The organism is Paracoccus versutus (genome assembly GCF_000763885.1).
GTDB classification, from domain to species: domain Bacteria; phylum Pseudomonadota; class Alphaproteobacteria; order Rhodobacterales; family Rhodobacteraceae; genus Paracoccus; species Paracoccus versutus.
On record NZ_JRKO01000091.1, the window covers coordinates 1 to 14,268 of the forward strand.

Below are 14,268 nucleotides of genomic sequence, written 5' to 3' on the forward strand. Positions count from 1 at the left end.
CGCCAGGTTCGACAACGACAGGATCCAGTTCGCCGCGCAATACAGCTTCTGAAACCGAACGAACCTCAATCTCTCTCTCGTGAAAAAGGCCGCTGGCGTCCGAAAGGATGCCAGCGGCCAACTCGTCCAGGCGGGCCGGGAAAGCCGGGGATCGCGGCTTGCGACCGGCAAAGGAAAAAGGCCGCGACCATCGGGTCGCGGCCTTTTCCTGCGGCTCTCGGCCCGGCTCAGTTCGTGGCCGGATCGCCCATATAGGCCTGCAACAGCGCCTCGCCGTCCTTGCCCACGGCCTTCAGCTCGTCCAGCCAGACGCTGGCGACCGTCGCCAGCCGCTCGTTCCACTGCGCGGCCTCTTCGGCCGAAAGCGTGTTCACGGTAAAGCCCTGCTCGGCCACCAGCCTGTCGCGGACCTTGGTTTCCTCGGCATCCTGCCAGGCGCAAAGCCCCTCTTGCGCGGTCATCGCCGCCTCGGTCATCGCCGCCTTCACGTCCTCGGGCAGCCGCTCCCAGCCGCGTTCGCTCATGGCGAAGACGATGCCGGGGGAGCCGATCTGCACCCCGTCGACCGCGTGGTGGAAGACCTGGTCCAGCTTGAACTCCGGCAGGCTGAGATAGGAATAGACGCCGCCGTCCACCGTGCCGCGGGTCAGCGCGTCATAGGCCTCGGGCGAGGGCACGCGCACCGGCACGCCGCCAAGCGCCCGCACCGCCTTGTCCATCGCCGCCCCGTTGGCGCGCAGCTTGAGCCCGGCGACGTCGCCAAGCCCGGCCACCTGCTTGCCGGTGGTCATCACCGTATAGGGGCGCAGCGACGAGACGAACAGCACATGGATGCCCTGGGGCTTGTATTCCTGTTCGTTCAGCAGCCCGCCGTCCTGGGCCAGATCCCAGAACCGCGCCGTCGCCTCGCAAGAGGTCTTGTAGGGCGAGGGCAGCTCGACCACCGAGGTCAGCGGGAACTTGTCGGGCGCGTAGTTCGCCACGAAGAACACCACGTCGGCAATGCCCGAATTCAGGATCGAGATGTAATCCTTGCCCAATTGCCCGGCCGGGTAGACGTCGAAGCGGACGCGGCCCCCGGTGCTTTCCGTCACCGCCTCGGTAAAGGGCTTCGCGCCCTGTTCCCACAGGTAATGCGTCGCCGGCGCGATATGGGCCAGCTTCAGCGTCATCTCCTCTTGCGCCATTGCGGGCGCGGAGAATGCCAGGACGCCAAGGGCGGTCGTGGCGATCAGTTTCCTCATCATCAGTTGGTCCTCCATCCGGCCGCCGCAGGAGCGCGGCAGCATCGTCAATTCCTGGTCGCCAGCAGCCCCCTGCCGACGACCTGTGCCTGGATCTCGGCGGCACCTTCGAAGATGTTCAGGATGCGCGCGTCGCACAGCACGCGGCTGATCTCGAACTCCATCGAATAGCCGTTGCCGCCGTGGATCTGCAGCGCCGCGTCGGCATTGGTCCAGGCGACGCGGGCGGCCAGCAGCTTGGCCATGCCGGCCTCGATGTCGCAGCGCCGGCCCTTGTCCTTTTCGCGAGCCGAGAAATAGGTCAGCTCGCGCGCCAGCACGATCTCGACCAGCATCATCGCCAGCTTGTCCGAGATGCGCGGGAAGCCCGCGATGGCGCGGCCGAACTGCTTGCGGTCGAGCGCATAGCGCAAGCCCAGCTCGAAGGCCGAGCGCGCCACGCCCACCGCGCGGGCGGCGGTCTGGATGCGCGCGCCCTCGAAGGTGCGCATCAGCTGCTTGAAGCCCTGCCCCTCCTCGCCGCCCAGCACGCCGTCCACCGGCACGCGGAAGCCGTCGAAGGACAGCTCGTATTCCTTCATCCCGCGATAGCCCAGAACCTTGATCTCGCCGCCGGTCATGCCCTCGGCCGGGAAGGGGTTGTCGTCCGTGCCGCGCGGCTTGGGCGCCAGCAGCATCGACAGCCCATCATAGCTCTTGCTGTCCGGGTTGGTGCGCACCAGCATGGTCATCACGTCGCTGCGCGCGGCATGGGTGATCCAGGTCTTGTTGCCGTTGACCACCCAGCCCTCGCCGTCGCGGCTGGCGCGGGTGCGCAGGCTGCCCAGGTCCGAGCCGGTGTCGGGCTCGGTGAAGACCGCGGTCGGCAGCACCTCGCCCGAGGCGATCCTGGGCAGCCATTCCGCCTTCTGCTCGGGCGTGCCGCCGCCAAGGATCAGCTCGCCCGCGATTTCCGAGCGGGTGCCCAGCGAGCCGGCGGCGATCCAGCCGCGGCTGAGTTCCTCGGTCACGACGCACATGGCCAGCTTGCCCAGGCCGAGCCCGCCATATTCCTCGTCGATGCAGACGCCGAAGGTGCCAAGCTCGGCCATTTCGGCCACGATATCGTCGGGGATCAGCACATCCGCCAGGTGCCATTGATGGGCCGAGGGGGCGATGCGCTCCTCGGCAAAGCGGCGGTAGGTTTCGCGGATCATGTCCAGGTCGGCGTCGCCAAGCGCGTCCGAGACCTGCTCGCCCGACTGGATCAGCTCGACCAGCCGCGCGCGGTTGGCGGGCGTGTTGCCCCCGGCGATGAACCCGGCCACCGCCGCGTCCTGCGCCAGCGCATGGTTTGAGACCCCCAGGTCGGCGGGGCGCAGCATCTCGTTCGGCCCCATCGGGATGCCGCCCAGAAGCTGGGCGAGGTATTCGCCGAAGCCGATCTCGATCACCAGCCGCTCGGCCTCGCCCAGGGTGCCGGCCGCTTGCAGGCGGCGGCCCCAGGATTCGGTCTGGGCCAGCGCCTCGACCACGGTGGCGGCCCAGGCAAAGCCGTGGACGGCGCGCTGCTGTTGGTCGACGCGGGCGGCCTGGGGGCGGCCGTCGACGGTGACGCGGCCGGCCACCTCGTCCTTCACGCGGTCGAGATAGAGGCGCATGGCGGCAACGGCAGCGGCGGCGCGGTCCAGAAGATCGGCGGTGTCGGACATGGCGGTTTCCTCAACTCTCGGGGCCGGCGACGATCCGCTGATCGTGCAGCCGGGCGATTTCATGGGCGGGAAGGTCCAGCAGCTCGGCCAGGATCTCTTCGGTATGCTCGCCCAGGCGCGGTGCGCGCGGGGCCGGATGGCGCGGCAGCGCCGGGAAGGTCGCGGGCGCGCCGCCGGTCGGGTAGCTGTGGCCGGACGGATGGGTCTGCTGGTTGAAGACCGGGTTGCCGCTGATGAAGCCGGGCTCCTCGGCCATGGATTCCTGAAGGCTGCGATAGGTCTCCCAGCAGATGCCCTTTTCGTTCAGCAGCGCGGCGGCCTCGGCATAGCTCATCGCGCCGATCACCTTCTGCACCATGTCGAACAGCGGCTTGCGGTGGAGAAAGCGCGGGCCTTCCTGGTCGAAGGACACGCCCAGCCGGTCTTCCAGCGCCGCCACCTCGGCCCCGATGCCGAAGGTCTCGATCACGCCCTTCCACTGCCGCGCGGTGATGCCGACCAGGATCAGCCGCTTGCCGTCGGCGGTAAAGAAGTCGCAGCCGAAGGCGCCGAAAAGGTCGTTGCCGCTGCGGATGCGCGGCGGGCCGTCCGCTGTTACCTCGGCGATCTGGCCCAGGTGGCCCAGCGTGGTCGCGGCGATGTCGACCAGCGGGATGCGGATCTCGCCGCCCTTGCCGGTCCGGCGGCGGTTGCGCTCGGCCGCCATCAGGGTGAAGGCGGCATAGGCGCCGGTGATCAGATCCCAGGCGGGCAGGACGTGGTTGACCGGCACGTCGGGCGGCAGATCCTCGGGGCCGGTGATCAGCGGCAGGCCGGTGATCGCGTTCATCGTGTAATCGACCGCGTTGCGGCCGCTGGCCCAGCCCATGACGCGGGCGGTGATCAGGTCGGGGCGATGCGCCGCCAGCCGTTCATGCGACAGGAAGCCCGCGGCCGGGAAGTTGGTCACGAACAGCCCCGCATCCTCGCCCGGCGCGGTGATGATCTGCGTCGCCAGTTCGCGCCCGGCGGGACTGTTCAGGTCGATGGCGATGGATTTCTTGCCCTTGTTCAGCCCTTCCCAGAACAGGCTGCGGCCGGCGCCGTCGATGGGCCAGCGGCTGGCATCCAGCCCGCCGCCGATATTGTCGAAGCGGATGACCTCGGCCCCCAGCCCCAGCAGGTGCTGGCCGCAAACCGGGCTGGCGACGAAGGACGAGCCCTCGATGACGCGGAGGCCCTTCAGAATGTCATACATGGTTCACCCCGTCTTTTCTGCCGCTCCGGCGCAGGATCTGTTCGGCGCGCATCCGCACGGGCGGGTCGATCATCGCCCCGTCCACCATCGCCGCGCCGCCCCGATCGGCGGCCACGACCCTGGCGGCCCATTCGACCTCGGCCGCCGAGGGCGCGAAGCCGCGCAGCACCGGCGCGACCTGGCGCGGATGGATGCAAAGCTTGCCCGAAAAACCCAGGGACACCGCGCGGCGCGCATCGGCCTCGACGGCGGCCTCGTCCTCGATGGCCAGCGTCACGCCGTCGATGGGCGCGGCCAGCCCCGCGACGCGCGAGGCCAGCACCATCTGCAAGCGCGCCAGCAGCAGCGGCTCGGGCTCATGCGCGCAGCCGATGTCGGCCGAGAAATCGACCGAGCCGAAGACCAGCCGCGCCACGCCCGGCGCGGCGGCGGGCAGGTTGGCGATGCCGCGCGCGGTTTCCACCAACGCCAGGACGGCGTGGCCCGCGGCCTGATGCGCCACCTGGGTCTGCGCCGCGTCTTCGCTTTTCGGCAGCATGATCCCGGCAAGGCCGATGCGCGCGGCCAGCGCCAGGTCGCCTTCGTGCCAGGGCGTGCCGATGGCGTTGATGCGCAGGATCACCGGGATATCCGGCAGGGCAAGGCCCGCCAGCGCATCGCGCGCGGCCTGCTTGTCGGCCGCCGCCACGGCATCCTCCAGGTCGATGATGATGGCATCGGCGCCCGAGGCGGCCGCCTTGGCCACCCGCTCGGGCCTAGACGCGGGCACGAACAGCGGCGCGGTGATCGTGGACAGCGCCTCTACCATGTCGCGCTTCCCGACATGGTGGTGCGGCCGTCGGCGCCCGCGATCCACAGCTCCAGCCCGGCTTCCGAGGGCGCGGCGTTCACGGTAAGGGCGGCGCCGTCGAACAGCGGGCTGGTGCCGCGGAAATCGAAGGTCTTGGGCATCCCGCGCAGCTCGCCCGCCAGCGTCAGCAGCAGCGTGGCTTGCAGCGGCCCATGCACGACAAGGCCGGGATAGCCCTCTTCGCCCGTCGCATAGGCGCGGTCGTAATGGATGCGGTGGCCGTTGAAGGTCAGCGCGGAATAGCGAAACAGCAGCACCGGATCTGCCATGACGCTGCGGCTCCACTCCGCCCTGGGGCCGGGCGGCGGGACCGCCGGTTTCGCGGGCGCGGCCCCGGTCTCGGCGCCGCGATAGACGATGTCCTGGCGCTCGTTGATCGCCGGGCCGCGCGGGGTCGAGACCTGGTGCCGCACGGTCACGAAGCACAGCGGGCCGGTGCTGCCCTGCTTCAGCCTGACATCCTCGATCCGCGACAGGCGCGTGACCCGGTCGCCGATGCGGATCGGGTCCAGGAACTCCAGCCGCCCCCCGGCCCACATCCGGCGCGGCAGCGGCACGGCGGGCAGGAAGCCGCCCCGCTGGGGGTGGCCGTCCGCGCCGATGGCGCGCATCGGCACGGTGGGCGGGGCAAGGCACCAGTGGATCGAAAGCGGCGCCGCGTCCCCCGGTTGCGGCGGGGGCGCGTCCTTGTCCAGCGTGGCGTTCAGCGCAAGGCATTGCTGCACCGTCACGATGTCCGAGGCCGAGCTTTCCCGGCCGATAGCCTTGCGCAGATCCTCGATGTCGACGGCGGGCTGGTCGGTCATCTTCCCCCTCCAGCCTCAGCCGCGCGCAGCCGCGACGGCCTGGGTCAGTTCGGGCAGGACGCTGAACAGGTCGCCCACCAGGCCCAGGTCGGCGACCTGGAAGATCGGCGCCTCTTCGTCCTTGTTGATGGCGACGATGATCTTGCTGTCCTTCATCCCGGCCAGGTGCTGGATCGCGCCCGAGATGCCGACGGCCACGTAAAGCTCGGGCGCCACCACCTTGCCGGTCTGGCCCACCTGCCAGTCGTTCGGGGCATAGCCCGAGTCGACCGCCGCACGCGACGCGCCCGCCGCGCCGCCGAAGGCATCGGCCAGCGGCAGGATGAATTCGTCGAACTTTTCCCTAGAGCCGAGCGCGCGGCCGCCCGACACGACGATCCTGGCGCCGGTCAGCTCGGGGCGCTCGGAAGCCGCGACCTCCTGGCCGACGAAGCTGGACACGGCCGGATCGTCGGCTGCCGCCACCGCCTCGACCGGGGCGGAACCGCCCTGCCCCGCCGCCTCGAAGGCGGTGGTGCGGATGGTGGCGACGATCTTCGCCGACAGCACCTCGACCACTTGCAGCGCGTTGCCGGCATAGATCGGGCGCTCGAAGCTCTTGGGCCCATGCACCGCCACCACGTCCGAGACCTGCACCGTATCGAGCAGCGCCGCGACCCGCGGCAGCACGTTCTTGCCGGTGGTGGTGGCCGGGGCGAGGATGGCGTCATAGCCACCGGCCAGCGAAACGATCAGCGCCGCCAGCGGCTCGGCCAGCGCATGGGCGTAAGCCGGCGCATCGGCCAGCAGCACCTTGTCGACGCCCGCCAGCGCGGCGGCGGCATCGGCCACCGGCTGCGCGCCCGAGCCGGCGACCAGCACATGCACCGGCCCGCCGATCCTGGCCGCGGCCGTCAGCGCCTTGGCGGTGGCATCGGACAGGGTGGAGTTGTCGTGATCCGCGATCAGAAGAATGGCCATCAGAGAACCCCCGCTTCCTTGAGTTTGCCGACCAGCTCGGGCACCGAGCCGAGTTTGATCCCCGCCTGCCGCTGCGCCGGCTCGCTGGTCCTGACCACCCTGAGGCGCGGCGAGATGTCCGCGCCAAGCGCCTCGGGCGTCGTCTCCTCGACGGGCTTCTTCTTGGCCTTCATGATATTGGGCAGGCTGGCATAGCGCGGCTCGTTCAGCCGCAGGTCGGTGGTGACGATGGCGGGGGTCTTCAGCCGCACGGTCTGAAGCCCGCCGTCGATCTCGCGCGTGACGGTCACTTCGCCGTCCCCGATCTCGACCCTGGACGCGAAAGTGCCCTGCGCCCAGCCCAGCAGGGCGGCCAGCATCTGGCCGGTCTGGTTGTTGTCGCCGTCGATGGCCTGCTTGCCCAGGATGACCAGGCCGGGGCCCTCCTTCTCGGCCAGCGCCTTCAGCACGCGGGCGACGCCCAGCGGCTCGACCGCCTCGTCGGTCCTGACCAGGATGCCGCGGTCCGCGCCCATGGCCAGCGCGGTGCGGATGGTTTCCATCGCCTGCGCGGGGCCGACGGAGACAGCGATGACCTCATCGGCCTTGCCGGCTTCCTTCAGGCGGATGGCTTCCTCGACGGCGATCTCGTCGAAGGGGTTCATCGACATCTTGACGCTGGCGGTATCGACGCCCGAGCCGTCCGCCTTGACGCGGACCTTGACGTTGAAATCGACGACACGTTTGACGGGGACAAGGATTTTCATGTCCGGGATTGTCTCCATGACGGGCACCGGCAAACGCCGGCGCGGGTTGCAATGGGATGCGCCTGGCCTAGCCGTCGCGGGCGACGACCTGCTTGATCAGTTCATGGCGCTGGAACTTGCCGGTGGGCGTCATCGGGAATTCCTCGAAGATCTCCAGCCGTTCGGGCAGCTTGTAGATCGCCACCTCGTTCTTGAGGAAATCCACGAATTCCTGCAGCGTGGCGCTCTCGCCCGGACGCGGCACCAGGCAAAGGCAGTTCGACTCGCCCAGCCGTTCGTCGGGCAGGCCGATCACCGCGCAATGCAGCACCTTGGGGTGGGTGTAGAGGATCTCCTCGACCTCGCGCGGATAGTATTTCTTGCCGCCGCGGTTGATCATCTCCTTCAGCCGCCCGACGATGCGCAGGTTGCCGTCCGCGTCGATCATGCCCAGGTCGCCGCTGCGGAACCAGCCGTCCTCGGTAAAGGCCTCGGCATTGGCCTCGGGGCGCTTGTAATAGCCCATCTGCGTGGCCGGGCCCTGGCTCTGGATCTCGCCCGGCTCGCCCTGCGGCACCGCGCCGGTGCCGCCGATGGGCGAGATCCTGAGCCGCATCTCGGTGCCGCATTTGCCGACCGAGCCCGCGACCTTTTCCGGGTCGTCGCTGCGCCGGGTATAGGTGTGATAGCCGCCGCATTCCAGCATGCCGTAAAGCTCGATCAGGTCGCCCTGGATGCGGGCGCGGAAGGCGCGGATGGTTTCCAGCGGGCAGGAGGTGCCGCCCGAGATCACCGTCTTCAGCGAGGAGAGGTCATATCGCTCCTGCCCCGGCACGTTCAGCATGGCCACGATGGACGCCGGGGCGGTGGCGACATAGGTCACGCGCTCGGCCTCGATCACCTGAAGCGCGGGCTCGGCGGCGAATTTCTCCATGATGACCAGCTTGCAGCCCGCCAGCACGACCTGCAGCACCGAGAGATAGCCCCAGTTCAGCGCCAGCGGCAGGTAGAGGAGCATCACGTCGTCCTCGCCCACCTCCATGTCCATGTTCAGCATCCGCGCCGGCCACAGCGAGGTGTTGTGGTTATGCGTCACCCCCTTGGGGCTGCCGGTGGTGCCCGAGGTGAACATCATCCGCATCATCGCGTTCGGGTCGGTCCCGACCTCGGCAAAGCCCTGGGGCCGGCCCGAGGCGGAGATCACCGGGTCCAGCGCCACCGCGTCCCCGGTCGGCTGCCCCCGCACCACGCCCAGGAATGTCAGTTCGGGCAGATCCTTGCGCAGGGCCTGGACCATCGCCTGATGGTCGAACTTCTTGTATTCGGCGCAGGTGATGATGCCGCGCGCCCCGGTGGTGCGCAGGACGTAATCGACCTCGCGGGCGCGGAACTCGATGCTGACCGGCACGCCGATGGCGCCGATGCGCTCGATGGCGAAATAGGCCGGGATGAACTCGATCCAGTTGGGCAGCTGCACCGCCACGATGTCGCCGGGACGGATGCCGCTGCGGGCCAGCAGGTCGGCGACGCGGATGATCGCATCCTCCAGCTGACGATAGGTCAGCCGGGCCTTGCCGTCCGTCACCGCCTCGCGGTCGGGATGGGCGGCGGTGCGGGCGCGCAGCACGTCGGCCAAGGTCTCGTCGGGCCAGACGCCGGTCGCGCGGTAATGCTGCTGGTCGGCAGGGCTCTGCCTCAGAATGACGTCCTGCATCCAAATCCTCCCTCTACAGGCTTCGCAGGGCCTTGGACGCGGCCCCGGCAGGTCTTTCACGGCCTTCGCGCAACGTGTCAGCCGGGCATCCCCAGCAGGGTCTTGGCCAGGATGTTGCGCTGGATCTCGCTGGCGCCGCCGTAGATCGTGGTCGGCCGCGACAGGAAGTAATAGCCCAGCGGGTCCACCTCGGCCCCGCCGAACCGGGTCGGGCCAAGGGCCGAGCCGTTTTCCTGCGCCACGTCCAGCATGAATTCCGAGATGCGCTGGTAGAGGTCCGGCCCCCAGAGCTTGAGGATCGAGATCTCGGGCCCCAGCGCGCCGCCGCCCTTCAGCGTCTCGGCAAAACGGGCATAGGTGGCGGTCAGGTCGGCCACGTCCAGCGCCAGCTGGGTATATGTCGCGGCAAAGGACGGGTCGTCGAAGATGCCCAGCTCGCGGCCCATCGTCTCGAGCCGCAAGAGCGCCATCTGCGCGAATTTCGGGCTGCCATGGGTCAGGCGTTCGAAACCCAGCAGCGCCTTGGCCATGGTCCAGCCATCATTGACCGCACCGACGATATTGTCCCTGGCCACCCGCACGTCGTCGAGAAAGACCTCGCAGAACTCGGCATCGCCGGCCAGCGTCTTGATCGGGCGCACGGTGATGCCGGGCGTGTCCATCCGCGCCAGGAAGAAGCTGATGCCCTGCTGCTTCTTGGCCGCGGGATCGGTGCGCGCCAGGATGAAGATGTCGGTCGAATCCTGCGCCAGCGTGGTCCAGATCTTTTGCCCGTTGATGACCCAGTGATCGCCGTCCAGCACCGCCGAGGTCCGCAAGCTGGCAAGATCCGAGCCGGCGCCCGGTTCGGAATAGCCCTGGCACCAGACATCCTCGCCCGCCAGGATGCGCGGCAGGTAATGCGCCTTTTGCGCCTCGGTGCCGAAGCGGACCAGCAGCATCCCCAGCATGACGATGCCGATGTCGGGATGGCGGGCGACGCCGGCGCTGTCGAATTCGTCGTGATAGGCCAGCATCTTCTCGACGTTCAGGCCCATGCCGCCATGCTCGACCGGCCAGGCGGGCGCCAGCCAGCCCTTGGCCGACAGCTTCAGGAACCAGTCCCTCGCCTCGTGCCAGTTGACGCGGCGGGCCTGGTTGATCAGGTGCGGCGGGCATTCGGCGGCGATGAAATCCCGCAGCATCCTGCGGAAATCCTGCTCGTCCATCGCATTGTAATCAATGGCCATTGGCTTGCCCCCCGGCGTTGTGCAATTCGAACCAGCGCGCGCGATGGGCGCGCGGATTGCCGAGCCATGCCGCCAGCGCCAGCGCCCGGTTGACGTAAAGGCTGAGGTCGCATTCCTCGGTATAGCCGATGGCGCCATGCAGCTGGATGCATTCCTTGACCACCAACTGCGCCGCATCGCCCGCCCGGCTTTTCGCGGCCGAGACATGGGCGGCCCGGCTGGCCGCATCGGCATGAGGATCGTCCATCGCTGCCGCGGCCCGCAGCAAGGCCGAGCGCGCCATCTCGATATGGACGTAAAGGTTCACCGCCCGGTGCTGGATCGCCTGGAACGAGGCGATGGGCTTGCCGAACTGCACCCGCTGCTTCATGTAGTCCAGCGTCATCTGGAACGCCGCCTCCATCACCCCCTGCAACTGGGCCGCGACGGCCAGCCGGGCGATGTCGAGCAGCTGGTCGAGGATCGCCGCCCCGCGGTCGGGAAAGGCGATGACTGCGCCGGGATCGACCTTGACCCCGTCGAGATCGACCGTCGATTGCCGCGATCCATCGGTGTGGGCGGTGGTCTGCACCACCTTGGGCGACTGGTCGATCCAGGCCAGCAGGATGCCCGCGCCGGTATCGGCAGCCACGGCATAGCCGCCGACCTCTTGCGCCAGGGGCACGAACAGCGCCTGGCCCGACAGGGTCCAGCCCTCGCCCTCGGGCGCGGCCTTGGGCCCCACGGCGCCCGAACCCATCGCCCCGGCGCGGCCCTGCCAGGCCAGCGTCGCCAGCAGGTCGCCGCCCATCAGGCCGGGCAGAAGCCTGTCCTTCAGCGCCTGATTGCCGCCCAGGACCAGCGCCTGCATCGCAAGAATGCCAACGCAAACAAGCGGCTCCGGCAGGGCCGCGCGCCCGGCCTCGTGATGCAGCGCCGCCAGATCCGCATGTTCCATCGCCAGGCCACCGTCATCCTCGGGGACCAGGATGCCGGTCCAGCCCAGCTCGGCCATGGTCTTCCAGCGTTCATGCGAAAAGCCCGCCTGCGTGGCCAGCCCCGCCCGAGTCGCGGCAAGCGTGGCCTCTCGATTGGCGAAATCCGCAACGCTTTCCCGAAGCTGTTGCCTGTGGTCGGGTTCCTCCGGCCTGCTGAACAAATCGCGCCTCCCGCAGCATGGGTTGATGTTGACAGGCTGTTTAAACCAACCAATCTGGTTTTGCAATGCAGAATTACATTTTGCATACTGGCGCAGCCCGCGGCCCCCGGCTGCGTCTTTCGCCTGGCAGAAGCTTGTTTCTGGCAGAAAACCGACTAACGTGGGACAGAAGCCCGCAACAAAGCAGGAGTTCAGCTTGGCCAGGTCTTTCAAAACCCTCTTGTCCCTGCCCGGTCCCGACGAGGAAAAGACCGACCGCCAGTTCATCACCGCGCTGGCGCGCGGGCTGGAAGTCCTGCGCGCCTTCGAACCGGGCGACGGCTTCCTGGGCAACCTCGAGATCGCGCAGCGCACCGGCCTGCCCAAGCCGACCGTCGCCCGCATCGCCCATACGCTGACCACGCTGGGCTATCTGGAATACAACGCCCGGCTGGAGAAATATTCGCTGGGCACCCCGGTCCTGTCGCTGGGCTACGCCTATCTCGGCAGCATGAGCCTGACCCGCGTCGCCCGCCCGCACATGCAGGAGCTGGCGAATCACGCCAATATCTCGGTGGCGCTCGGCAACCGGGACCGGCTGAACCTGGCCTATCTGGAACTGGCGCATGGCAGCGCGACGGTGTCGCTGCGGCTCGAGGTCGGCGCCCGCATCCCGATCGCGCGGTCCGCCATGGGCATGGCCTATCTGCACGCCCTGCCGGAAAGCGAGCGGGATTTCCTGGTCGAGGCCATCGAGAAACACGACAAGGCCGACTTCCCCAAGTTCAAGAAACGCCTCGCCACCGCGTTCAAGGAACTCGACGCGCATGGCTATTGCGTCTCGCTGGGCACTTACGAGCGGACGGTGAACGGCGTCGGCGCGGCGCTGAAGACGCGCGACGGCGGGGTCTATGCCTTCAACTGCTCGGGCCCGTCCTTCCACCTGACGGAAGAGATGATTCGCAGCGACGTCGGCCCGCGCCTGGCCGTCATGGTCAGCCGGATCGAGGCGGAACTGCTGGTGCATCCGGTCCGGGTCTGAGCCCGGCCCTGGGCCCTCGTCCCTTCGGCGCGGCGAGGGCGCATTCATAAGGCCAGCTAATCACGGCATCCCGATTGAGCGGTCTAATTGCGACTCGTCGCCGGCGCTATCTTCGTCCCCATCGCATGACAGAGGAGACGAAGATGAAATCCGTGACCTTCAGGAACGGCGCGCTCGAGATGGCCGCGCATCTGCACCTTCCCGCCGGCTTCGACGAAAGCAAGACCTATCCCGCCATCGTCGTCACCCACCCCGCCGGCGGCGTGAAGGAGCAGACGGCGGGCATCTATGCCGACAAGCTTGCGGCCGAGGGCTTCGTCGCCATCGCCTTCGACGCCTCCTGCCAGGGCGAAAGCACCGGCGAGCCGCGCCAGCTTGAAAACCCCCATGCGCGGGTCGAGGACATCAGCGCCGCGGTCGATTACCTGACGACGCTGCCCTATGTCGACCGCGACCGCATCGGCGCCATGGGCATCTGCGCCGGCGGCGCCTATACCGTGACGGCGGCGATGAGCGACCGCCGCATCAAGGCGGTGGGCGCGGTCAGCGCCACCAATTACGGGGCGATCCTGCGCAATGGCTGGGAAGGCCGCGACGACCTGACCGGCGCCTTCGCCATGCTGGAAAACGCCGCCAACGCCCGCACCGCCGAGGCGAACGGCGCCGAGACCGGCTATTACCCGATCGTGCCGCAGAAGCCGGAGGACGCCCCGAACGCCGACCTGGCCGAGGCGGTCGAATATTACCGCACCCCGCGCGCGCAATGCGCCAGCTCGCCCAGCATCGCGCCGGTGCGCAGCCTGGCGCAGCTCGTCACCTTCGACGCCTTCCACCTGGTCGACCTGTTCCTAACCCAGCCGATCCAGATCGTCGCCGGCGAGGATGCTGGCACGCGCTGGATCAGCGAAGACCTGTTCCGCCGCGCCGCCAGCAAGGACAAGCACCTGCACATCGTTCCGGGCGCGTCGCACCTGGGCCTCTATGACAAGCCCGACCTGGTGGGCGAGGCGATGGCGAAGCTCGGCCCCTTCTTCAGGGCCAGGCTCTGAAACACCGGCGCCGCCCTGGCATCATGCCTGGGCGGACTTTCCATGCGGGGCCGAAAGCCCCGGAGCCTGCCGCCGTGGCGGCGCGCCCCGACCGGCATCGCCGCCTCGCGCCGAACCGGCTTGCCTGTGCCGCGCCGCCGGAATGGTTCGACCAGGCATCCGCGGCCGGTCGCGAACACATGCGCGCCACGGCAGAACCCGGACGATCTCGCGACCCTGCCCGACCCTGCCCGACCCTGCCCGGAAGGTCGCGGCCCGCAGCCCAAGGCGCAAGAGTGCCGGGCATGGAGGCCCGCAGCCGCAGCACCCATGCGGAATGCCGGCCGAACGCGTCAATTCGGCTCTGCCGAAGCGGCGGTTGGGAAAATGTCAATTGGCTTCGCCCCGCCCCGATCCTAACGTCAAAAGCAGAATCTGATTTTGCATACTGAAATAATGGCCCGCCGTACTATGGATTTAGGAGGATGGAATGGACAGGAATTTTCTGGACGAGGGGCAGGCGCTTTGGCTTGAGACGGTGAACCGTTTCATGGATGACGAGGTGACTGTCGAATATATCCGCAAATGCGACATGAACCGCGACTATCCCTATGAAGCCTATGAC

At 68.3% G+C, this 14,268-nt stretch carries 12 protein-coding genes; 2 read left to right on the forward strand and 10 right to left on the reverse strand.

Annotation, left to right across the window (positions count from 1 at the left end):
• Positions 1–227: 227 nt before the first annotated feature.
• From IT40_RS24575 to IT40_RS24620, 10 genes are all read right to left on the reverse strand, one after another.
• Positions 228–1,247 carry a TRAP transporter substrate-binding protein gene (locus tag IT40_RS24575; RefSeq protein ID WP_166436157.1) on the reverse strand — a complete coding sequence of 340 codons (1,020 nt, stop codon included), beginning with the start codon at positions 1,245–1,247 and terminating at the stop codon, positions 228–230.
• Positions 1,248–1,291: 44 nt separating this feature from the next.
• Positions 1,292–2,935, reverse strand: a complete 1,644-nt coding sequence (locus IT40_RS24580; RefSeq protein WP_036760674.1) for an acyl-CoA dehydrogenase family protein — start codon at positions 2,933–2,935, stop codon at positions 1,292–1,294.
• Positions 2,936–2,945: 10 nt separating this feature from the next.
• A complete protein-coding gene (locus IT40_RS24585; protein ID WP_036760675.1) occupies positions 2,946–4,172 on the reverse strand; it encodes a CoA transferase in 1,227 nt (408 codons plus the stop codon).
• Positions 4,165–4,980 (reverse strand): HpcH/HpaI aldolase/citrate lyase family protein, encoded by an 816-nt coding sequence (locus tag IT40_RS24590; protein WP_036760678.1) that lies wholly within the window; start codon positions 4,978–4,980, stop codon positions 4,165–4,167. Before IT40_RS24590 ends, IT40_RS24585 begins: the two co-directional genes overlap by 8 nt.
• Complete coding sequence (locus IT40_RS24595; protein WP_036760680.1) at positions 4,974–5,828, reverse strand: HTD2 family dehydratase; 855 nt, start codon at positions 5,826–5,828, stop codon at positions 4,974–4,976. The genes IT40_RS24590 and IT40_RS24595 overlap by 7 nt, the downstream gene beginning before the upstream one ends.
• A gap of 15 nt (positions 5,829–5,843) precedes the next feature.
• Positions 5,844–6,788, reverse strand: a complete 945-nt coding sequence (locus tag IT40_RS24600; protein WP_036760681.1) for an electron transfer flavoprotein subunit alpha/FixB family protein — start codon at positions 6,786–6,788, stop codon at positions 5,844–5,846.
• On the reverse strand, positions 6,788–7,534 hold the full coding sequence (locus IT40_RS24605; RefSeq protein ID WP_036760687.1) for an electron transfer flavoprotein subunit beta/FixA family protein: 747 nt from the start codon (positions 7,532–7,534) through the stop codon (positions 6,788–6,790). The genes IT40_RS24600 and IT40_RS24605 overlap by 1 nt, the downstream gene beginning before the upstream one ends.
• A gap of 67 nt (positions 7,535–7,601) precedes the next feature.
• The gene (locus IT40_RS24610) at positions 7,602–9,227 is read right to left on the reverse strand and encodes a class I adenylate-forming enzyme family protein (RefSeq protein WP_036760682.1); all 1,626 of its coding nucleotides are present in this window, start codon (positions 9,225–9,227) and stop codon (positions 7,602–7,604) included.
• 77 nt (positions 9,228–9,304) lie between these two features.
• Positions 9,305–10,456 (reverse strand): acyl-CoA dehydrogenase family protein, encoded by a 1,152-nt coding sequence (locus IT40_RS24615; protein WP_036760684.1) that lies wholly within the window; start codon positions 10,454–10,456, stop codon positions 9,305–9,307.
• On the reverse strand, positions 10,446–11,594 hold the full coding sequence (locus tag IT40_RS24620) for an acyl-CoA dehydrogenase family protein (protein WP_052096304.1): 1,149 nt from the start codon (positions 11,592–11,594) through the stop codon (positions 10,446–10,448). The genes IT40_RS24615 and IT40_RS24620 overlap by 11 nt, the downstream gene beginning before the upstream one ends.
• 196 nt (positions 11,595–11,790) lie before the next feature.
• Between IT40_RS24620 and IT40_RS24625 the strand changes: the two genes are divergently transcribed.
• On the forward strand, positions 11,791–12,615 hold the full coding sequence (locus tag IT40_RS24625) for an IclR family transcriptional regulator (protein ID WP_052096306.1): 825 nt from the start codon (positions 11,791–11,793) through the stop codon (positions 12,613–12,615).
• Between the two features lie 143 nt (positions 12,616–12,758).
• A complete protein-coding gene (locus tag IT40_RS24630) occupies positions 12,759–13,664 on the forward strand; it encodes an alpha/beta hydrolase (RefSeq protein ID WP_036760689.1) in 906 nt (301 codons plus the stop codon).
• Positions 13,665–14,268 lie beyond the last annotated feature (604 nt).